Below are 19,308 nucleotides of genomic sequence, written 5' to 3'. Positions count from 1 at the left end.
TTTTTGCTTTACTAAAACTACTGTTTGTTTAAAAGAGAACACAATTCCAGAATTTTCTCTTTTTCCAATCCGGGATAATTACCAATGTAAAAGCCGTAAAAATGGACGTGATCTACTTTAGTAAAGTCAGTCAAATCAGCCTCACCCAAAATCTTTTTCAAATAAGGCTGGCGCAACTGATTTCCTCCCCCGGACGTTCCCCTGCGAAACTCAACGCCGTGTTCGCGAAGTGCCTGCATCACCTTGTCGCGCAGCGCTGTGTCTGGCTGTTTCAATATCAGCGTAAAAGCGTAATTGCAACTACCTTCGGTTTCAAAATCAGTCTGGTACTTGTCAGGGTCTAAGTTTTGCAGGAACACTAACAGGTTCTCAGTTCTAATTTTATTGTTGTCATCCAGTCGCTTGAGTTGCGATCGCCCAATCACGGCATTAATTTCTGTACTCCTGACATTGTAGGCAGGAAAAGCAAAAATAAAGTCCGGGTTGAGGTCAGGATGCCGATCGTAATAAGATTGCTTCAACTCATCAGAAGTTGACTCTCGTACCATGCCATGAGAGCGAAACATCCGCAGCATTTCGTACAAGTTGCTGTCATTGGTACAAATCATGCCTCCTTCGATCGTGCTCATGTGATGAGCGTAGTAAAAGGAGAAATTAGACATTAGCCCAAACGTTCCCAATTTCCGCCCGTGAAAAGTTGCCCCGTGGGACTCGCAAACATCTTCAATCAACGGAATGTTCCGGGAATCCAACTCATCGAGCAGACGCTGATCCAGGGCATTGTAACCGAGTACGTGGGTTGAAAATACAGCTTTCGTCTGCGGGGTAATTTTCTCAATTACCTGGTCAATATCCATCCCTAATGTGCGGGGATTAATATCAACAAATACGGGTTTTAAACCCGCTTGAATTACTGAGGCGATATCGGATACCCACGTCAGTGTCGGTACAATGACTTCCCCTACACCGTAAGTCTCTCGCAGAGCACACATCGTCACCTGGTTAGCTGAGGAGCCTGAATTGACAAAAACACTGTACTTGACTCCGAGCCATTCCGACCATTCTTGCTCAAAGGCTCGCACTTGCTTAGATTGGGTCAGAATCGGGTCATCTTGTTGAAGAAATGCGATCGCTGCATCCAAATCTCCCCTTGTGATGTTGTTTTGCATCAAAGGCATTTTCAGATTTTTGTCAGACATAGTTGGTGTTTTCTGCATTGTTAAAAAGGCCCCTTAAATTCAATATCTTTCAAGTCTTCGCGTTCCTCTGGTAGCCAGCCATTTTTGCCTTTTACCAACTCGTAAGCAGCAGCAGCGATCGTGCGCCCGTTAGGATAGAAATCTGCTTCCAAATTGGGAGCAGTGGGGCAAGTAACAGGCGCAAAACCTAAGCGTCGAACGCGGATATCGCGCGAACCTTGCAAGCGTTCCGTCACTTGAGCAATAATTTCAGCACTAGCACCGCAAGTCGTCCAGCCGTTATCTGCTACACACAGTCGGCCGGTTTTACGCACTGACTCGGCAATGGTATCAATGTCTAGGGGACTTAACCAAATGGGATCGATAACCTCGGCGCTAATCCCCGCTGCTTCCAGATAGCGCCTTGCCCGCAGGCATTCTACCTGCATATAGGAAATGCCAACTAAAGTAATATCTTCGCCGATCGCCGTGACTCGCGCCTTGCCGGGAAGTACAGTATAGGCTGACTCTGGCACAGGGCCTTTTTGAAAGTGCAAGATGCGGTGTTCGACATACATCACCGGGTTTTCATCGCGGATTGCGGCAATTAAACAGCCTTTGGCATCATAGGGAGTTGTCGGGGCCACTACTTTCAAACCGGGAATGTTCATGAAAAACGAGTACAAACCTTGAGAATGCTGTGCGCCTTGTCCCCAACTTTTCCCAATCATCGATCGCACTACCAGCGGCATAGATACTTGTCCGCCGTACATATAGTGGCTTTTAGCAGCTACGTTAATCAACTGGTTCATCGCCAGCATCAAGAAATCCATACGGATGTGGACGTGAATCGGCCGCTGTCCGGCCAGCGCCATCCCAATTGCCGCCCCAGTCATGGCATCTTCTGACAGGGGAGTACCGAACACTCGTTCGGAACCGTATTTATCCAGCAAGCCTTTAGTCGTACCTTGAATGGCTTTCGGGTCGTCTACATCTAATCCGAATATAATTACAGAAGCATCCCGCTCCATTTCCATGTCAGTAGCTTCGCGCACTGCGTCTACATACGTAAGAGTGCGATCGATTGCTGGGGATTTAGCTTCAGCAAAGGATACTGGTTGATGTTGTGATATAGCATTCCCTGCTTTAAATACATCAGTAAATAATTCAGTCGCGTCTGGAAAAGGACTAGCTTCGGCAAACTCAAAAGCTGCTTTAATTTCTGCCTCGACTTCTGTTTCGATTTGCTGGCGTGCTTCAGGTTCTACTAAGACCGCTAAGCGATCTACTTGGTCGTTCTCTATCCAAGGTTGCGCTTCTTCTTTTGTCCGATAGCCTAAGTGAAAATCTTCATTGGGGCCGACGTGCTCTTTCCAGCGGTAGGTCATGCACTCAAAGAAAAATGGGCCGCTTTCACCGTTTCTTAACGCTTTAGCCGCCGCGCTAACTTGTTCGTAGATGTTGAAAATATCGTTATTTTCAATCCGTTCTGCCGGGATGCCAAAGGTGCGGGCGCGATCGCAAATATTATCGAGCCGTTGGCGGAGCCGCTGGTGCGTATGGATTGCATAGCCATTATTCTCACAGACAAAAATTAAGGGTACAGCTTTGAGGGCTGCAAAGTTTAGGCTTTCCGAGAAAACCCCTTCATCTACAGCGCCGTCTCCGAAGAAACTAACTGTAATCGCGTCTTGGGGCTGATTTTTTAAAGTTAAAGCATATCCCACAGCATTGGCGATCGTTGTTCCCACCACTGCTGACGAACCCATCACGTTAGCACTCAGATCGATCAAGTGCATGGAGCCGCCTTTTCCCTTACCGCTCCCTGTAGCTTTGCCGTACAATTCGGCAATCATTTGCTTTAAATCCCCGCCTTTTGCTAGATAGGCGGCGTGACTTCTGTAGGTGCCGAAAACAACATCATCCGGCCGCAGTGCCTCACAAACTCCTACAGCCACGGCTTCCTGACCGATAGAAAGGTGTACTGGACTTTTAATTTTGTCAGTCGGGTAAACCCTGGCAATTTCTTCTTCTACTCGGCGGATGCGGTATAGAGAACGGTAAAATTTTTCGTACATTAATTGATCCATGCTTTCTGACAGTGCGGGTTAAGGATTCCAGTCTACAAATGTTGCCAGGATACGAGCCAGGAATGTTAGGCATATCTGTTCTCTTGCGACTAATTGTGACAGCCGAACTATGTCCGATTCGTCAGCAAAATCGTTTGTGCGATCGGGAAACTGCGATTCCCCAAAGGCATGATCGAACATGAACAATATCTCTTCCCAGCGAAACACCTCTTTACGAGATGACGTAATAGCTAACAAGTGATTGCGATTGTTTTGGAGGGCGCTGCCTACTAGGTAGCAAGCTTGACAGTTGTCTATTGCCACGATCGCCTCTGTGGGGATGCCGCGCGATCGCAAAATATCCAGAGCCGGTGCCAAAGGTCGAGAAAATACCAGATAGCGACTTCCGAGGGGTAGCTGTTGCGGGGATTGCTGCAAATCACTCCCGTTCATTTTCAGACAGCCACTGAGCAATTTACCGAATTGTTCGCCTCCAACTGCCAGCCATCCACTGTAGTCAGCATCACGAAGCTCGACAAATTCTTTGCCCATTTCACGAAAAGTTTGATAGCAGTCTTTCGCTTCAAGTCGTACTTTTTCAGGATGACTAATTTTCCCGTACAGGATTCTATCTTTGTGAACTGGTTGCTCCAGAATATTCAGCCGCAGGAGCGTTTTCGCCATAACTTGTACGCCGAAATGTATCAGCCCACCGCGCTCAATCGAGTCAAAATCATGGAATAAAACCTGCCCCCCTGGTTTGAGAAATCCTATCCACGCATTGAAGTCTTCAAAAACGTGCTGGAGAGCGTGGCTGCCATCTATAAACAGCAAGTCTACTGGCTGATTGACTGTTTCTTCCCACGCCTTGGCACCTTCGACAGAGGATTTGGCAAATATAGTGACATTTGTATTTTTCAGGCGTTCGTAGGCTTCTGCTGAGGGTGCGATGTCGTAGGAGTAAATTTTTGCTCCCCTGCAACCGGCAACTGCCTGAAAGATAGTAGCAGAACCGCCCTGAGCGGTTCCAATTTCAACAATTACTCCATTGTCTGGCACTAAAGCGCCCCGCTCGGCAAGGGTGTCCTGCTCTGTGTCCCAAAGTTGGGAAAATCCAGCTAACTGCAATTTTATTTGGTCAATTCCTGCGATCATCTTATTGTTTAACCTCTATGTCCAGCTAAAACATTAGCTTGGGAATTTATCAGAAACCACTCGTAAGTTGCCTCTACAGCCGCCCGAAATGAAATCTGTGGCTGCCAGCCCATCGATTTTAGTTTACTTGAATCAAGCGCTTTCAGTGGCATTCCATCGGGCTTACTAGCGTCGAAACGTAGTTGTCCTCGGTAGCCGATCGCGTCTTTAATCAACTCTGCAAGTTCCTTAATTGACAAATCTAGCCCCCCACCAATATTAATCGGTGTCGGTTCATCGTATTTGTCCGCGATAAAAATACAGGCGTTTGCTAAGTCATCTGCAAAAATAAACTCTCGCCGAGGAGTGCCGGTTCCCCAAATCTCTACAAATTCTGCACTGGCAGTTTTTGCCTCGTGCATTTTGCGGATTAGTGCCGGTATGACGTGGGATTCCTCTAAACTGAAATCATCCCCGATGCCAAAGGCATTAGCTGGTATCCCGCTAATGAAATTTGCGCCATACTGCTGGCAATAGGCCTGACATAACTTAATGCCTGCAATTTTTGCCACTGCGTAAGCTTCATTTGTCGGTTCCAAAGTATCTGTCATTAGGGACTCTACCTGCATTGGCTGCGGGCTGTGTTTCGGGTAGCTACAAGAAGAAGCTAGATAGAGCAGTTTTTTGACTCCGCTGTGATAGGCACTGTCGATGACATTGCATATAACTAGCAAATTGTCAAGCATCAATTCAGCAGGATACTTCTGGTTAGCGCTAATGCCTCCCGATTTTCCTGCTGCTAGAAACACATATTCTGGCTTGTGCAGAGCGAAAAAGTCGCTCACCTGTTCGCGATCGGCAAAATTCGGCTCTTTTGGGGGAATGCCGATCAAGTTACTGTAGCCTTGGCGTTCTAGTTGACGTAACAAGGCTGCTCCGATGAGAGTTTCACCCCCTGCCACGTAGATTTTTGCATTTTTGTCCACGGCGTCTCTCCTAGGGGGAAGTTTGGGTTAATTCTCGAAAAGCCTCTAGTTGCTGGTTGGTGCGAAGCTTCTCTAAGGCTGAGTAATCTTCTTGGGGCTCGAAAAAGATAATTTGACTTCCAGAAAATTCAAATTTGAATGGTACGTGAAGCAGCTTATTGAGCTTCTCTCGGACTTCTGGTTGGCGTTCTGGAGGGACGAACAGCAACAGGAAGCCACCACCCCCTGCTCCTGTCAACTTACCGCCGACAGCACCAGCAGAGCGAGCCATTTCGTAAAGCTCATCTACGTGAGGATTGGAAACTTTGTTGCTCAAGGAGCGTTTTGTTTGCCAAGCTTCGTGGAGCAGTTCTCCAAAGCTCGTTAAGTCGCGATCGCTGTTTAAAACCGCAATACTCTCTTCGACTAAATCTTTCATAATCCTTAACTGCCGCCTTTTATCATCTATGTCCGTGACATAACTATCGGCAATATCGGAAGCCGTACGTTTGATCCCAGTGTAAAAAAGCATCAGATGAGAGTTGAGTTCCGTGATGCGATCGGGACTGAGGGTCATGGGCCTAACGGAAATTTCACCGTTTTGTAGAAACGTAACGTGATTTAGACCGCCATAGGCAGCCAGCACTTGATCTTGAGAGCCTACTGTTTCTTTTAATATTTCCTGCTCCACGTGAATGCTTTCTTTGGCTAGCTGTTGCTTGCTGGGCATTTGACCTTGCAGAGCATACAATGCGTTTAAAAGTCCTACAGTAAATGCGGAACTTGACCCCATCCCACTACGAGCTGGCAAATCGCCATCATGAAGAATTGAAATCCCGCGATCTATTTTCAAATAGTTGAGAACTGCTTGAACTGCTGGATGATCGATTTCGTCAATAGTTTGACGTAATTCAACTTTTGACCATATTACCTGAATTCTATGTTCAAAGAATGGTGGGAGATAGCGACAGGTTAGATAGCAGTATTTGTTAATAGAAGCTGCTATGACAGCGCCTCCGTGTTGGCGATACCAGCCTGGGTAGTCTGTGCCACCACCAAAAAAAGAAATCCGATACGGTGTCCTGCTGATTATCATGCTGTGTCTTTTTTTTAACGAATAGTTCCTGTTAGCCCTTGAATGAAATCTTGAAGCGGTGTCAGAGCTGGTGGTACGATTTCTGGTGGCAAAGTGGCGGGGTCAAAAAACTGTAATGCTTCACTTTCGCTACTTATTTCTAGTTCGCCGGATATTATTTCTGCCTCTACTATGATATCGACTAGATGAACTACATCGCCGTTATCCAAAAAGGTTACAATGCGACACTCGGGTTCGGAATAAACGCCCAATAACCGCGTAATTTTAATATTAAGTCCGGTTTCCTCTTTCACTTCTCGCACAGCAGCTTCTGTGACAGATTCTCCGGGTTCGATTCTACCTCCTGGCAGCCCCCACCAACCGCAGTCGCTCCGTTTTTCTAACAATATCCACCCGCGATTGTCTCGGACAATTACCGCGGCGCCCACCCTGACGCGGGTATTGGCATCGGCTGTTTTCTGAGCGTACATTTTGTCTACGATCGAGTTCACGAAACAGTTCCCCCGTCGCTGAATAGCTGCTGCTCAACTAAGCTGCACAGAATGTGTTCAATACTGAGATGACCTTCTTGAATGTACTGGGTGTTGTTACTGGGAACGGCGATGGTGACATCAGCGATCTCCGCTAGTTTACCGCTGTCACCTGTAAGTGCGATCGCTTTCATCCTGATTTTTTTGGCTGCGATGACGGCGCGGACGACATTGGGCGAATTGCCACTGGTACTGATACCGATTAAGACATCTTCTGGCTTACCAAGAGCTTGCACTTGTCGCTCGAATATGCTCTCAAAGCCGGAATCGTTGGCGATCGCGCTGAGAATGGAACTATCTGTAGTCAGTGAAATTGCAGCCAGTCCTGGGCGCTGAAAATCTTTGTTTAACCAGTTGACAAGTTCCCCAGCCATATGCTGGCAATCCGCTGCACTACCGCCGTTACCGCACAGGAGTAGCTTGCCGCCCTTAGCCAGTGAGTTAGACATCAAATTAGCGGCTGCTAAAATCGAATCTAAGCATTGCTGGGCAATTTGGTGCTTAATTTCGGCACTGGCGAGTAAGTGTGCTGCTACTGAGTGTCCGTCGGGCGATCGCACTTGTTCTGAAGTCACCGCAACCCCTGCGTGTCCGTGATGCGCAACTGTCTTGTCATTTAAGAGTTCAAACTCTAACTGCATTTGCTATTTCCATTTTATTTAAAGTTATTTTGCCTTGAATTGCCAGCGCTGCCTCCCACAAATTGTCCACTACAAAGTCAGGATTAACTGTTTTCTGAGCAGCCACTTCAGCACCGTAACCTGTTCGCACCAACAACGTACTTGCTCCGACTCTTTGCCCTAACTCAATATCGCAGGGTTTGTCGCCGATTACAAAACAATCTTGAGGTTTAAACCCAAATTTTTTCGCAGCCATGTCTATTAAACCTGTGCGCGGTTTGCGACACTGACAGTTATCTGCCGGGAGGTGGGGACAAAAATAAATGTCTTTTAAATGGACACCTTCTAATTCCAGAAGTTCCCGCAAGCGCTGGTGAATCTCAAATAACCGCGTTTTGTCAAAAAAGCCTCGACCAACGGCAGACTGATTTGTGACTGCGACTAAATCCAGTCCCATTTCTGCCATCAGGCGCAACCCCTCAGCCGCACCGGGAAGTAGTTCAACCTGTTCCGGGTCTGAGAGGTAGTGGCACTCTTTGATAATTGTGCCATCGCGGTCTAACAGAACAAAGCGTTTTTGTTCCACACCCGAACCAAGGAATTGACTAACCTTTTTCGTCATTTTTTTTCCTGACAATCAATGATTGATACTGCTGCATTTTTGAGATATTTTTTTCGCTCAAAGCTTGATAGTAGTTTCTTAACAGTGTTATTCTGGATTCGTCACTCTCCACTATCACTGCTTTATCTGCACGTTGATAAATTAATTGAAGGTGATGATAATTATTGTCTACTAGCGTGGACTGTTCGCAGCTTGCCACTTGCCATCTATCGTCTAGTTTAACGTCAGCAGGTGATTGATATCCCAAAGGATCTAAACCGTGACAACTGTATATGAATAAATAACCGTCCCGATCGATCTGTTGTTCAGTCCACTGCACATAATTGTCAACTACATCTATCGTCATTTCCTGAAAGCTGGCCAGGGCCAAAACTACATTTGGGGTGACTGATAAACTATTTATAGCATTGCATTCCACTAGCGTGATATCTGCATATTCTTCGGGATGATTATTTTCTAAATTCACTCCTTCGCTGTCATCATTTGATAAATACCCTATTTCCATCTCAGGCAGAGCTTTTCTTAAAAAATTGTATTGTAACATCAGGCATTCTGGTATGTCTACAATTATTATTTTTGATTTAGTAAATAATTTTTTCCAGATATAAGCTAACAAACCATAGCCACCTCCAAACTCTAGTATCACATGAGGCTCTGTCTTCGTATTTTCGAGCAATTTAAAGGCAAAATAAACTTGTCGCAAAAAGTTCCCCGAAACTATTTGATTGTCGCATTCAAATTGTTTGGGAGGATTACCTACATCTGGCTCTCCTATTTGCAGTATTTTTTGATAAATTGGGTTCTCGTGATAAATCTTGTAAGATAAAGGCATTTTTTCATCAGTTGTTCTTCCATAAAACCCATAAGTTAAACCAGATTCAGGATTGGCTAAATTATCTAAGCGAGTCACTGACAAATCGTCTAAGGACTTTATTTCTAGGTATTTTTTCCATTCCGAAGAAACCATTGCGTTTTGATGAAAAGAAGCAATCTTACTTCTTTTCATCAAGAATTTTTTATCGTCCGCTGTTAAAATTTTGTACTTGCTGCTCATACTTAGAATTCCTTTTGTTATTAATTTTCCATTTTGGGAGATCGGACAGATAAAAAATTGTCTGCTATAGCATAGGACTCAGGAGTACCAATGTCTAGGAACCGCCCTTGGCTACAATAGCCGTAAAGTCCCTGACCGATCCATGCGGGAAACATTTCTGTTTCTAAAGATACAGCACAGCTTTTAGGAATTGTTGATAGCAGACGGCGTTCTAGCAAGTATATACCAGCATTGATCCAGCCTGCACCTTCGGTACCACCTTTTTCTTCAAATTTCAGCACTTGTCCTGAAGGGTCTACTTGGACTCGACCATATCGCTTGGTATCGGGTACTTCAGTTAAAAGCAATGCTCCCTTTGCATCTTTTCGATCGCGGTACCACGTCCAAAAGTCTCTCAAGTTAGCATTGCAAAAAGAATCGCCGTTGATAGCCACCACTTGCTCGGATTGAAAGAGGGGTAGGGCTAATCGCAGAGCACCTGCTGTGCCTAGCGGGGAGAATTCTTGGGAATATTGGAGGTGCAGGCTACTGTAGGTGTCACCAAATGTAGCTTTGACCTGTTCACCCAAGTAGCCCGTACACAAGACAGTATGTTTAAATCCAGCCTGTGCCAAATGCTCTAAGAGGTATGTCAGGAAAGGCTGCCCTCTAACTTCAGCCATGACTTTGGGGCGATCGGCTACTACTGACCGCAGCCGAGTTCCCAGACCGCCGGCGAGGATGACTGCTGTACACTGTCCTAAATCTGCCATGTTTTCCCGATCGCCCTATAGTGTTCAACCCAAAATATCATTAAACTTAGATATTTTTGAACGGAGACCTTCCTATCATACGGTATCCTTTAAGCAGTTCTTTGATGCCGTCGTCTAAGGAGCGCTTGGCTTCAAAGCCAGCTTTCCGTAAGCGCTCATTGGAAACGATGTAATTACGCTTGTCGGGGTCGCTACCTATAGCTGCGAAGTGAATGTAGAAATTCGGCACATACTCTTTGACTTTCAGGGCTAATTCTTCTTTAGATAGGTTAGCTTCATCAAGTCCGACGTTGTAGGGGCGGCCGACCATTTGCGGAGAATTTTTGATACAGTAAATCATGCAGTCAGCTACGTCCCGAATGTGGACGTAATTGCGCTTAAAGTCTTTTTCAAAGATTACCAAATAGCCGTCTGTAATGGCTGTGTAGACAAAGTGGTTTACCAGTAAGTCTAGGCGCATCCGGGGAGATGTACCGAAGACGGTAGCTAGGCGTAAAGTGATAGCGTTGGGGCTTTCCAAAAGTTCTAATTCTGCTTGGACTTTTGTCTGACCGTATAGAGAAATCGGCTCTAGGGGTGTATCTTCTGTGCAGTAAGTGTCGCCGGTACTAGCACCGTAACCGCTGTTAGTGTTAGGATATATAACTAACTGTTGGGGGTTCCGCAGACGGTTGATTAGCTGCACTGCTTCTAAGTTTACTGATGTGGTCAACCACGGGTCGCGCTTGCAGGCGGGGGCTCCGACGATAGCAGCTAGGGGAATGATCACATCTGCGTCTTTGATGAGGCGGTGCATCAAGTCTTCATTCCGCACGTCTCCCTCTATGAAATCAAAGGCTGGGTTGGCGCAAAGGTGGAAAAGAGAATTTTGCCCGTACATCAGGCTGTCTATGACTGTGACGTGGTATCCAGCGTCGAGTAGGTGTTCGCACAGGACTGAACCCAAATAGCCAGCGCCACCTGTGACAAGTACATTTATCGTCATTACGATCTCGTTTTAGGTAGGTATAGTAGAGTATTTGCCGCAAAAAAGCGTGCTTATTGATTTTATCAGTAATTTAAAAAAATAGTTTGTTATTCATTTAAATAATATATTACTATTTCCTGTTTTAGTCACTCTACAACCAAAAGCATTTGATCCTATCGCCTATTTCATTTATCCAGATAATCAGGATTTGAGGATTATCAAATACAATCCAAAATCCCAACGACCATCGCAATTAAATCAGTCTTCTTATCCCACTTGACTTTGGCACTACTTTCCTAATTTGTCAGCAAGGATAGCCAAAACAAAGCGATTGCCATTTTTTGCTTCCTCCATCATCCCCACACCCTCCAAATAGCCTCACCATTATCTCACAGTTCGTTCAAATATTTTTACTCACAGTAAATATCGATCGCCACCAAAAAGAAACCATCCTACTGGTAAGCCATCAATTGCTATTCCACAGCCAAACCCTGTAGTGGCTCTTGCTCTAAAACGCACTCTATAACTACTTGCATCGTTTCACAGTTTTAAACATCATCAACTTTCTATTTACAACAGTGGAATCCTGGGAAGCGAACTGGTTCAACAAATTCGTTTTCATATATACGATCGATCGCAAAACCCAATTTAGGTATATCAGCCGGAATCCCGTCCTTCATTTTGTCATAATCGCCATCGCCACTAATTACACCTTCGTTAGTATAAGCGATCCACTGGCCCCGATATTTTTTCAATTCACGGCGATTGGCCTTATACCACTCATTAGCCGTTGCATATTCTGCCGCCATATTTTCACCTCATAATTTTCCCTCAAACCATCCTCGCCTCCACCATCATCCGCACTACATCCGGCATCTTATACTTCGCCTCCCATCCCAACTTTTCTTTTGCCTTACCCGGATTTCCCATTCCAAGAGCAATATCCGTCAGCCTGTAGAGACTCGCATCAGTTACCAAATGTTCCCGCCAATCCAAACCCGCAGCAACAAACGCTGTCTGCACAAATTCCTCCAAAGGATAACTTACACCAGTAGCAATTACATAATCATCTGGTTCTTCCTGCTGCAACATCAAATACATCGCCTCCACATATTCCGGTGCCCAGCCCCAGTCCCGCTGCACTGAAATATTTCCCAAATGCAGTTTTTCGGAACTACCCGCAGCAATTCGGCACACAACAGATACAATCTTTTGGGTGACGAACCTCTCCGGGCGCAGCGGCGACTCGTGATTAAACAAAATACCTGAACACGCAAACAAATTGTACGCTTCCCGATAATTTGCTACTTCCCAAAATGCTGTAGCCTTCGCCACTGCGTAAGGACTTCTGGGGCGAAAGGGCGTGTTTTCATCCGCTGCACAACCTCCGGTATCCCCAAAACATTCGCTCGAACTGGCATTGTAAAGTTTAATTTTGCCGCCGGTAAACCGAATTGCTTCTAACAGATTTAATGTACCTGTGGCAATACTTTCGAGGGTTTCTACGGGTTGTTCAAAAGACAGGCCGACGGAACTTTGACCGGCTAGATTGTACACTTCGTCGGGTGCAATTTTTGCCAATACTTGCAAGACGCTGCGAAAATCGTTGAGAGACATGGATTCTAGTTTTACTTGGTCTCGGATGCCCAAACGGGCAAGGTTTCCGAAACTCGACATTTGGGCGTCCCTGGAGGTGCCACAAACTTCATAACCTCGATCGAGCAACAGTTTAGCTAAATAAGCTCCGTCCTGACCTGATATACCACAAATTAACGCTTTTTTCATATATTTTTTTTCAAAACTACCGTAGCTGTTGCTATTTTTCCAGTTATTTAACTTTTACCGCCAGAATTTTTATTATTTTTAATATTTGGGATTTTTCGAGGAGTTACCAGAGAAGACCGGGCGGTTGAAACCGCGTCTATACAGACAAAACCCACCTCCGTGGGTTGAAGACGTGGCACTTACAATTCGGTTATTTTTCCGTCGGCGTCCGGCGGACATCGTTTGTGTAGTGTAGACGCGGTTTCAACCGTACGTCCGATTTACAAACAAATTTCAGGACTTACGCCGGAGGACTAAAGAAACCGGGTTTTTTACCGATATTAAGGGTTTGAACCAAATATTTGGGTGAAAAAACCCGGTTTCTGGCTACCCGTGCGTAAGTCCTGAAATCTCGCTTATAGCCGAGACGAGATCCCCCTAAATCCCCCTTAAAAAGGAGACTTTGAGAAGACTCTTGTCCCCCCTTTTTTAGAGAAGGCTCATGTCCCCCCCTTTTTAAGGGGGGTTAGGGGGGATCTGGGCTATAGCATCAAACAGTAGACCAATATTGCTTTATTCGTTATTTTTACCTTTTGCCTACTGACCAATGCCTTCTTCAGATACTAGCCTTCCCACCGTTGGGCGACCAATTCAGCCAAGTCAACCACCCGCTGGCTGTAGCCCCACTCGTTGTCGTACCAAGCCAACACCTTTACCATATCGCCGTCCATGACGAGGGTCAAGCTGGAATCCAGGATGGAAGAAGAATCGTTTCCGCGATAGTCGCAAGAAACCAGAGGCAAATCGTTGTACTCCAAAATCCCCTTCATCGGGCCTTCGGCTGCTTCTTTGAAAACTTGATTTACTTGCTCGGTAAAAGTCTTTTTCTCTACCTGAGCCACAAAATCAACGACCGACACATTAGGAGTCGGAACCCGCATGGCGATGCCATTTAACTTACCCTTCAATTCTGGAATCACCAAAGCCACAGCTTGAGCAGCACCAGTAGAAGTAGGCACAATATTCATCGCAGCAGCCCGCGCCCGTCGCAAATCCCGGTGGCTGGCATCCAGCAAGCGCTGGTCGCCAGTATAGCTGTGGGTAGTGGTCATCATGCCTTTGACGATGCCAAAATTTTCGTGAAGCACTTTCAGTACGGGAGCTAGACAGTTAGTAGTACAGCTAGCATTGCTGATGACAGTGTAGTCACTGTGCTTGTAGTTGTGGTGGTTGACTCCCATCACATAGGTGCCAACTTCTGGCCCCTTACCGGGAGCAGTAATTAGCACTTTTTTAGCGCCGGCAGTGATATGCTTCGAGGCACCAGCTTGGTCAACGAAGACGCCGGTTGCTTCAATAATCAGATCAATACCCCAATCTTTCCAAGGCAGGTTGAGCGGATTGCGATCGCTCACGCATTTAACTGTCTTGCCATTGAGAATAATCGAATTTTCATCCGTACTGATGTCCACACCCTTCAACGTTCCCATCATGGAATCGTATCTCAGCAAGTGAGCATTAGTTTTCGGATCGGAAGTGTCATTAATTGCTACCAGCTCAAGCTGGCTATTTTCTCGGCCCAGCAAGCAGCGCGTAAAACTGCGCCCAATACGTCCAAAACCATTGATCGCGACTCTAATCACCTAGTACCTCCTAATGATGGCAGCCCTTAACTCAGGCTGAATTTTTGGAAAAATTTAATAATTGACTTCTGACACCAGATCATATCGCAAAGGCTGATCCTTTCTAACTTTTCGTCTGTATCGAAAAAATCTGAAATTTTTGAGAAGGCAGAAATCCGAAGGCTCAAGGCATTCAGCTTTCGGCTGCTGGTTGCTGGTAAAGCTGATGGGCCGCAATATAACTCCCGACAACTTCCGGTACTAAGTCGCCCAGCTCGCGATTTTGGGCCCAGCAGCGGCGGATGTGGCTCGACGAAATCTCGATCGCGCCCATGGACAGCACCTCCCAACTAATTTCCACATCTAGCAGAGCCATCTGTTCGGCAACTTTACAGCAAACAGCATTTGTCTCAACCTGCATCCTGTCGTCAGCATCAATGGACACATCGCTCAAACTATCGCCCCACTCAGATGCTGCCCCTATCTCCCCGCTTTCTGCTGTCTGCGGATCTACCTGACTCGGACGCGGGCCCACCAACCAGTGGCACAACCGCCCGATTTCGGCCGAGCGGTGCCATTTGGGAAGAGTTCTGAAAGCATCGCTGCCAATAATCCAGTACCACCGATCGCCTGGATACATTTTTTGCAAATACAGCAAAGTGTCGATCGCAAAAGAACTGCCCGAGGAATTTGCCTCCAACGGAGCTAGTAGGAAGTCTGGGCGATCGCCGAGCGCCAGAGCTAGCATGGAGCGCCGCCGATCAAAACTTGCCAAATCCGATCGCCACTTGTGAGGAGGAGCGCGATCGGGTACCCAAATCACTCGATCGAGATTAAATTGACTCGCAGCCGCCTGGGCTACCAACAAGTGACCCCAGTGCACCGGGTCAAAAGTACCCCCAAAAATCGCTATTTTCCCCATAATTCCCAAAAATTAGGATTAATTAGGATTAATACAGACAGACATCGCCCAAATTTCATGTTTGTGCGCTTTTACCACTAAGCTCAGTCACTGTTTGACGGTTGCGATCGAATGTATATTTTGTATATAACTCATTCTCAAATAGGTGAGGTATGACTGTGATTTAAATTGTTGGGCTGTACCTTGATGTAATGTATAAAAGAGCGTAAGAGGGCTGAAGCCCAACAACGTACCTTTATTAAGTGAGAAAATGTATACAAATATGTGAGAAACTACTGTGGTGGCGATCGAGTCAATCTCTGATTTTCAGGAAAAAATGACCGTACCCGCAGATAAATAACTAGAAAATGAGCGAACTTTTGTGATACGTGGTAGTGTTTGTAAATCCTGATGGGTTTTACCCTCAATCTTCGTACAAAGGTTGTGGGGCTTTTGCTGCCGTATCCCAGCACAGCAGGCGGGTAGAAAGAGAAAGAATGCAGGAGATATGCAACCGCCCACAATTAGTCAGTTAGCCCCGACCCCAGACCCCATTCTCTCTGACCTGCAATTTTCGAGCTGTGACTGTTCCGGAAAACTACTCGGTACTAAGTCATATAGGATACAAGACAAACATCTCTACAAGTCCCACAATTCTAGGGACGCGCAGAGAATTTTGTACAAAATCTCTAGCGAACTGTATCCTGAAAAAACAATTCTTGATATGATATCGCGTGTTATTGGCGTGGTGTGGTGTGTGAGGAGCGAAGATGCCGAGTTCTGTTGATTTCAGCGGGAGACCATTTCATTTCATCGGCATTGGTGGAATTGGGATGTCAGCCCTTGCCTACATTCTAGCGAAACGCAAGTTGCCTGTGTACGGCTCCGATATTAAATCGAGTCACATAACCGAGCGCTTGCAAGAAATGGGAGCTCACATTTTTTGGCGTCAAGACGCCAGCAATTTTGAAATATTTCAAACGGCCCTCAACGGTAGCAGTCCCGATCGCGGGGCAGCCGAAAAGGCCGTATCCTCGGCAGTCGCTGGCACGGTAGGGACTTCCGTGGCGACAGCCGAATCTCTCAAATTGAACGGCAAGGGTTCTGGCCCCCAAGCAATTGTGGGATTGCCTCAAGTAGTATGTTCGACGGCAATTCACCCGGCAAATGCCGAATATCGAGCTGCCCTAGATTTGGAATGTCCGATTTTTCATCGATCGGATGTGTTGGCAGCGTTAATTCAAGATTACCAAAGCATAGCCGTAGCAGGGACTCACGGCAAAACTACCACTAGCAGCTTAATCGGCTTTATGCTGATGGCTGCGGGTCTGGATCCGACGATCGTGGTAGGAGGCGAGGTAAATGCTTGGGAAGGGAATGCCCGTTTAGGGGAAGGCCCCTACTTGGTCGCCGAGGCTGATGAATCCGACGGTTCCCTCGTCAAGCTCGCAGCCAAAATTGGCATAGTGACGAATGTGGAACTGGATCATCCAGACCATTACGATACCCTCGAACAGGTAATAGACACATTTAAAGTGTTTGCCAAAAACTGTCAAACGTTGGTGGGCTGCATTGACGACGAAATCGTCAAAGACTGCCTTGCACCGAATGTCAGCTACAGCTTGAATCCGGACAGCGGTGCTGACTACACGGTTTCCGATGTGGAATACGGCGCCGCCAGCACCAAGGCTGGCATTTGGGAGCGAGGAGCTTTCCTGGGGGAAATGGAGTTGAAGTTGTTGGGCAAACACAATCTTAGCAATTCACTAGCAGCCGTAGCAGTTGGTCGATTGTTGGGGTTGGAGTTTTCGGCGATCGCTTCATCGATTGCTGGCTTTGAAGGCGCTCGCCGCCGTTTTGAAGTGCGGGGTTTTCACAATGACATCCTGTTTGTGGACGACTACGCCCACCATCCCAGCGAAATTCGCGTTACCTTGGCCGCTGCTCGCTTACGCATCGAAGGTAACGAAAAGAATTCCAAATCCCGAAGAGTAGTTGCTATTTTTCAACCGCACCGTTACAGCCGAACTCTGACATTTTTGCCAGAATTTGCTCAATCTTTTGGGGATGCAGATTTGGTTGTCGCTTGCGATATTTATAGTGCTGGGGAACCGAATTTAGGAGAGATTAGCGGGCAGCAGGTTGCTGATTTGATTGCTAAAGAAGGCCGAGAGGTTGAGTTTCAATCTTCTCTGGAGTCGGTAAGTAAGTTTTTAACCGAAAATCTGCAACCGGGGGATTTGGCTCTGTTTTTGGGTGCTGGCAATCTGAATCAGATTATTCCAGAGGTGATGGCTTTTTATCAACAAGCCGATCGCCCGGATTAGCTCTCGCCCGCCCCAAGTCGATCGACATGATGGCGGTGCAGGTTGTACCGACACTGCTGTCTGGCGACTCTCTCAAAACAGTCGCATAAGTTACGCAAACAGAATTTGCTACCACCTCTTCAAGCGAATGTATTTTTAAGGATTTTCAAGATGGTGACTATATCGAATGACTCCTGTGTGAAGGAAAATCGGCGAGTGTATTCTCCTATTTCTTTGCGGGGAACTGACTGTAAAATTAATTCTCAAGTTTCTTTGGCGGGTCTGACTTCTTTCCGAGTCGGCGGCCCGGCTGAGTGGTACGTCGCTCCCCGCAGTCTGGAGGCTTTGCAAGCGAGTTTTGCCTGGGCGCACGATGAAGGGATACCGGTGACTCTCCTAGGCGCGGGTTCTAATTTGTTGGTGAGCGATCGGGGTTTGTCCGGTTTGGTCGTCGCCACTCGCTACCTGAAACAGGTAAACTTTAATGCAGAAACAGGTCAAGTTACAGCCGGGGCGGGGGAGTCAATCCCCCGCCTCGCTTGGTTGGCGGCTAAGCGGGGCTGGAAAGGCCTGGAATGGGCAGTTGGCATACCGGGCACTGTGGGAGGCGCTGTGGTGATGAATGCAGGCGCTCACAGGGGCTGTGCTGCTGATATTCTAGTCAACGCTCGCCTGCTATCCCCTAATGGTAAGGTGGAAATTCTCACACCAGAAGCTTTGGGCTATCGTTACCGGACTTCAGTGTTGCAAGGGGGCGATCGACTGGTAACAGAAGCGACTTTCCAGTTGCAGCCGGGATTCGATCGATCGCAAGTCATGGCAGAAACTAATAACAATTTCAGCCAGCGGCGGACGAGTCAACCCTACCACCTGCCTAGCTGCGGCTCTGTTTTCCGCAACCCCAGCCCCAAGGCAGCAGGCTGGTTAATCGAACAAGCGGGACTGAAGGGATACCAGATCGGTGGCGCGCAAGTAGCTCAGCGCCATGCTAATTTTATTCTTAACTGCGGGTCAGCAACGGCCAATGATATTTTTCAAGTGATCCGCCACGTTCAACAGCAAGTCGAGCAGCGGTGGTCGCTGTTGTTGGAGCCAGAAGTTAGAATACTGGGAGAGTTCCCCTTCTAAGGCATGATTGAAGTAATACGGAAACGGCAGACTGCCAGCGCACACATCATCACAAAGTAGTTATGACAAAATCAGGACAAGGATTTGGCTTCGGCCTGGGCAAAATGAAAGAACTGACTGAAGCTTTCAAAAAAGCTCAGCAGGTTCAAGAAGGAGCTAAAAAGCTCCAAGAAGAGTTGGATGTAATGGAAATTGAGGGAACTGCCGGCGGCGGCTTGGTTAAGGTTTTTCTCAGCGGCAACCAAGAACCCCGCCGCGTCGAAATCTCACCGGATGCGATCGGTGAAGGTGCTGATGTGGTTTCTGAACTCGTCACGGTGGCGATGCAGGATGCCTACACTAAGTCTACGGCAACGATGCGGGAGAAAATGGAAGAACTGACCGGCGGACTGAATCTCCCTGGGTTCGGCTAGTCATTAGTCATCAGTCATTAGTCATCAGTCATTAGTCATTAGTTGACTGTTGACTAATGTTATTGGTTATTGGTTATTAGCAGCCCCAAGCGAGCAACAAATGACTAATGACTAATAACGTTCGCGAGCGGGGACAGCGCTAATGACTAATGACTAATAACTAATAACTAATAACTAATGACTAATA

At 46.8% G+C, this 19,308-nt stretch carries 18 protein-coding genes; 3 read left to right on the top strand and 15 right to left on the bottom strand.

Translation table 11 applies throughout. The features are described from left to right. Window positions 1–17: 17 nt before the first annotated feature. The 15 genes from JGK11_RS04655 to nadD all read right to left on the bottom strand — a co-directional run bounded on the left by JGK11_RS04655 (window position 18) and on the right by nadD (window position 15,295). Complete coding sequence (locus tag JGK11_RS04655; RefSeq protein ID WP_293210761.1) at window positions 18–1,199, bottom strand: aminotransferase class I/II-fold pyridoxal phosphate-dependent enzyme; 1,182 nt, start codon at window positions 1,197–1,199, stop codon at window positions 18–20. 20 nt (window positions 1,200–1,219) lie between these two features. After that, window positions 1,220–3,268 (bottom strand): alpha-ketoacid dehydrogenase subunit alpha/beta, encoded by a 2,049-nt coding sequence (locus JGK11_RS04650; RefSeq protein ID WP_293210758.1) that lies wholly within the window; start codon window positions 3,266–3,268, stop codon window positions 1,220–1,222. A gap of 18 nt (window positions 3,269–3,286) precedes the next feature. Next, complete coding sequence (locus JGK11_RS04645) at window positions 3,287–4,402, bottom strand: class I SAM-dependent methyltransferase (RefSeq protein WP_293210755.1); 1,116 nt, start codon at window positions 4,400–4,402, stop codon at window positions 3,287–3,289. Between the two features lie 8 nt (window positions 4,403–4,410). Further along, window positions 4,411–5,367 (bottom strand): GDP-L-fucose synthase, encoded by a 957-nt coding sequence (locus JGK11_RS04640; protein WP_293210753.1) that lies wholly within the window; start codon window positions 5,365–5,367, stop codon window positions 4,411–4,413. A 10-nt stretch (window positions 5,368–5,377) separates the two neighbouring features. Continuing rightward, complete coding sequence (locus JGK11_RS04635) at window positions 5,378–6,442, bottom strand: hypothetical protein (RefSeq protein WP_293210751.1); 1,065 nt, start codon at window positions 6,440–6,442, stop codon at window positions 5,378–5,380. 14 nt (window positions 6,443–6,456) lie between these two features. After that, on the bottom strand, window positions 6,457–6,933 hold the full coding sequence (locus tag JGK11_RS04630) for an NUDIX domain-containing protein (protein WP_293210749.1): 477 nt from the start codon (window positions 6,931–6,933) through the stop codon (window positions 6,457–6,459). Next, entirely contained in the window at window positions 6,930–7,613 is a 684-nt protein-coding gene (locus tag JGK11_RS04625; protein ID WP_293210746.1) for a D-sedoheptulose 7-phosphate isomerase, read from the bottom strand. Before JGK11_RS04625 ends, JGK11_RS04630 begins: the two co-directional genes overlap by 4 nt. After that, window positions 7,597–8,214: an HAD family hydrolase gene (locus JGK11_RS04620; protein ID WP_293210743.1), complete on the bottom strand. Its 618-nt coding sequence runs from the start codon at window positions 8,212–8,214 to the stop codon at window positions 7,597–7,599. The genes JGK11_RS04625 and JGK11_RS04620 overlap by 17 nt, the downstream gene beginning before the upstream one ends. Further along, window positions 8,198–9,268 (bottom strand): putative sugar O-methyltransferase, encoded by a 1,071-nt coding sequence (locus tag JGK11_RS04615; protein ID WP_293210741.1) that lies wholly within the window; start codon window positions 9,266–9,268, stop codon window positions 8,198–8,200. The genes JGK11_RS04620 and JGK11_RS04615 overlap by 17 nt, the downstream gene beginning before the upstream one ends. Window positions 9,269–9,288: 20 nt before the next feature. After that, on the bottom strand, window positions 9,289–10,020 hold the full coding sequence (locus JGK11_RS04610) for a nucleotidyltransferase family protein (protein WP_293210738.1): 732 nt from the start codon (window positions 10,018–10,020) through the stop codon (window positions 9,289–9,291). A gap of 46 nt (window positions 10,021–10,066) precedes the next feature. Beyond that, window positions 10,067–11,005 (bottom strand): NAD(P)-dependent oxidoreductase, encoded by a 939-nt coding sequence (locus JGK11_RS04605; protein WP_293210735.1) that lies wholly within the window; start codon window positions 11,003–11,005, stop codon window positions 10,067–10,069. Window positions 11,006–11,553: 548 nt separating this feature from the next. Next, window positions 11,554–11,796, bottom strand: a complete 243-nt coding sequence (locus JGK11_RS04600; RefSeq protein ID WP_293210733.1) for a DUF5678 domain-containing protein — start codon at window positions 11,794–11,796, stop codon at window positions 11,554–11,556. A gap of 22 nt (window positions 11,797–11,818) precedes the next feature. Next, complete coding sequence (locus JGK11_RS04595) at window positions 11,819–12,772, bottom strand: GDP-mannose 4,6-dehydratase (protein WP_293210731.1); 954 nt, start codon at window positions 12,770–12,772, stop codon at window positions 11,819–11,821. 602 nt (window positions 12,773–13,374) lie between these two features. Beyond that, the gene (locus JGK11_RS04590; RefSeq protein ID WP_293178915.1) at window positions 13,375–14,394 is read right to left on the bottom strand and encodes a type I glyceraldehyde-3-phosphate dehydrogenase; all 1,020 of its coding nucleotides are present in this window, start codon (window positions 14,392–14,394) and stop codon (window positions 13,375–13,377) included. 172 nt (window positions 14,395–14,566) lie between these two features. Then, window positions 14,567–15,295: a nicotinate (nicotinamide) nucleotide adenylyltransferase gene (gene nadD, locus JGK11_RS04585; protein WP_293210729.1), complete on the bottom strand. Its 729-nt coding sequence runs from the start codon at window positions 15,293–15,295 to the stop codon at window positions 14,567–14,569. A gap of 749 nt (window positions 15,296–16,044) precedes the next feature. On the opposite strand from nadD, the gene murC reads away from it, so the two are divergent. The 3 genes from murC (at window position 16,045) to JGK11_RS04570 (ending at window position 19,121) form a co-directional block, all read left to right on the top strand. Further along, a complete protein-coding gene (murC, locus tag JGK11_RS04580) occupies window positions 16,045–17,601 on the top strand; it encodes a UDP-N-acetylmuramate--L-alanine ligase (protein WP_293190588.1) in 1,557 nt (518 codons plus the stop codon). Window positions 17,602–17,751: 150 nt separating this feature from the next. Continuing rightward, window positions 17,752–18,708 carry a UDP-N-acetylmuramate dehydrogenase gene (gene murB / locus JGK11_RS04575; RefSeq protein WP_293178923.1) on the top strand — a complete coding sequence of 319 codons (957 nt, stop codon included), beginning with the start codon at window positions 17,752–17,754 and terminating at the stop codon, window positions 18,706–18,708. A 62-nt stretch (window positions 18,709–18,770) separates the two neighbouring features. Then, complete coding sequence (locus JGK11_RS04570; RefSeq protein ID WP_293178926.1) at window positions 18,771–19,121, top strand: YbaB/EbfC family nucleoid-associated protein; 351 nt, start codon at window positions 18,771–18,773, stop codon at window positions 19,119–19,121. Window positions 19,122–19,308: the final 187 nt, after the last annotated feature.

This window comes from Microcoleus sp. PH2017_34_RAT_O_A (genome assembly GCF_020737885.1).
Taxonomy (GTDB): Bacteria; Cyanobacteriota; Cyanobacteriia; order Cyanobacteriales; family Microcoleaceae; genus Microcoleus.
The sequence above is the reverse complement of the archived record's forward strand: the minus strand, read 5'-3'. Positions and strand labels throughout refer to the sequence as shown.

Excerpts from the sequence above, each read along its gene's own strand:
- JGK11_RS04655 (WP_293210761.1), bottom strand. The coding sequence starts at position 1,199 with ATGTCTGACAAAAATCTGAAAATGCCTTTGATGCAAAACAACATCACA.
- JGK11_RS04650 (WP_293210758.1), bottom strand. The coding sequence starts at position 3,268 with ATGGATCAATTAATGTACGAAAAATTTTACCGTTCTCTATACCGCATC.
- JGK11_RS04645 (WP_293210755.1), bottom strand. The coding sequence starts at position 4,402 with ATGATCGCAGGAATTGACCAAATAAAATTGCAGTTAGCTGGATTTTCC.
- JGK11_RS04635 (WP_293210751.1), bottom strand. The coding sequence starts at position 6,442 with ATGATAATCAGCAGGACACCGTATCGGATTTCTTTTTTTGGTGGTGGC.
- JGK11_RS04625 (WP_293210746.1), bottom strand. The coding sequence starts at position 7,613 with ATGCAGTTAGAGTTTGAACTCTTAAATGACAAGACAGTTGCGCATCAC.
- JGK11_RS04620 (WP_293210743.1), bottom strand. The coding sequence starts at position 8,214 with ATGACGAAAAAGGTTAGTCAATTCCTTGGTTCGGGTGTGGAACAAAAA.
- JGK11_RS04615 (WP_293210741.1), bottom strand. The coding sequence starts at position 9,268 with ATGAGCAGCAAGTACAAAATTTTAACAGCGGACGATAAAAAATTCTTG.
- JGK11_RS04610 (WP_293210738.1), bottom strand. The coding sequence starts at position 10,020 with ATGGCAGATTTAGGACAGTGTACAGCAGTCATCCTCGCCGGCGGTCTG.
- JGK11_RS04605 (WP_293210735.1), bottom strand. The coding sequence starts at position 11,005 with ATGACGATAAATGTACTTGTCACAGGTGGCGCTGGCTATTTGGGTTCA.
- JGK11_RS04600 (WP_293210733.1), bottom strand. The coding sequence starts at position 11,796 with ATGGCGGCAGAATATGCAACGGCTAATGAGTGGTATAAGGCCAATCGC.
- JGK11_RS04595 (WP_293210731.1), bottom strand. The coding sequence starts at position 12,772 with ATGAAAAAAGCGTTAATTTGTGGTATATCAGGTCAGGACGGAGCTTAT.
- nadD (WP_293210729.1), bottom strand. The coding sequence starts at position 15,295 with ATGGGGAAAATAGCGATTTTTGGGGGTACTTTTGACCCGGTGCACTGG.
- murC (WP_293190588.1), top strand. The coding sequence starts at position 16,045 with ATGCCGAGTTCTGTTGATTTCAGCGGGAGACCATTTCATTTCATCGGC.
- murB (WP_293178923.1), top strand. The coding sequence starts at position 17,752 with ATGGTGACTATATCGAATGACTCCTGTGTGAAGGAAAATCGGCGAGTG.
- JGK11_RS04570 (WP_293178926.1), top strand. The coding sequence starts at position 18,771 with ATGACAAAATCAGGACAAGGATTTGGCTTCGGCCTGGGCAAAATGAAA.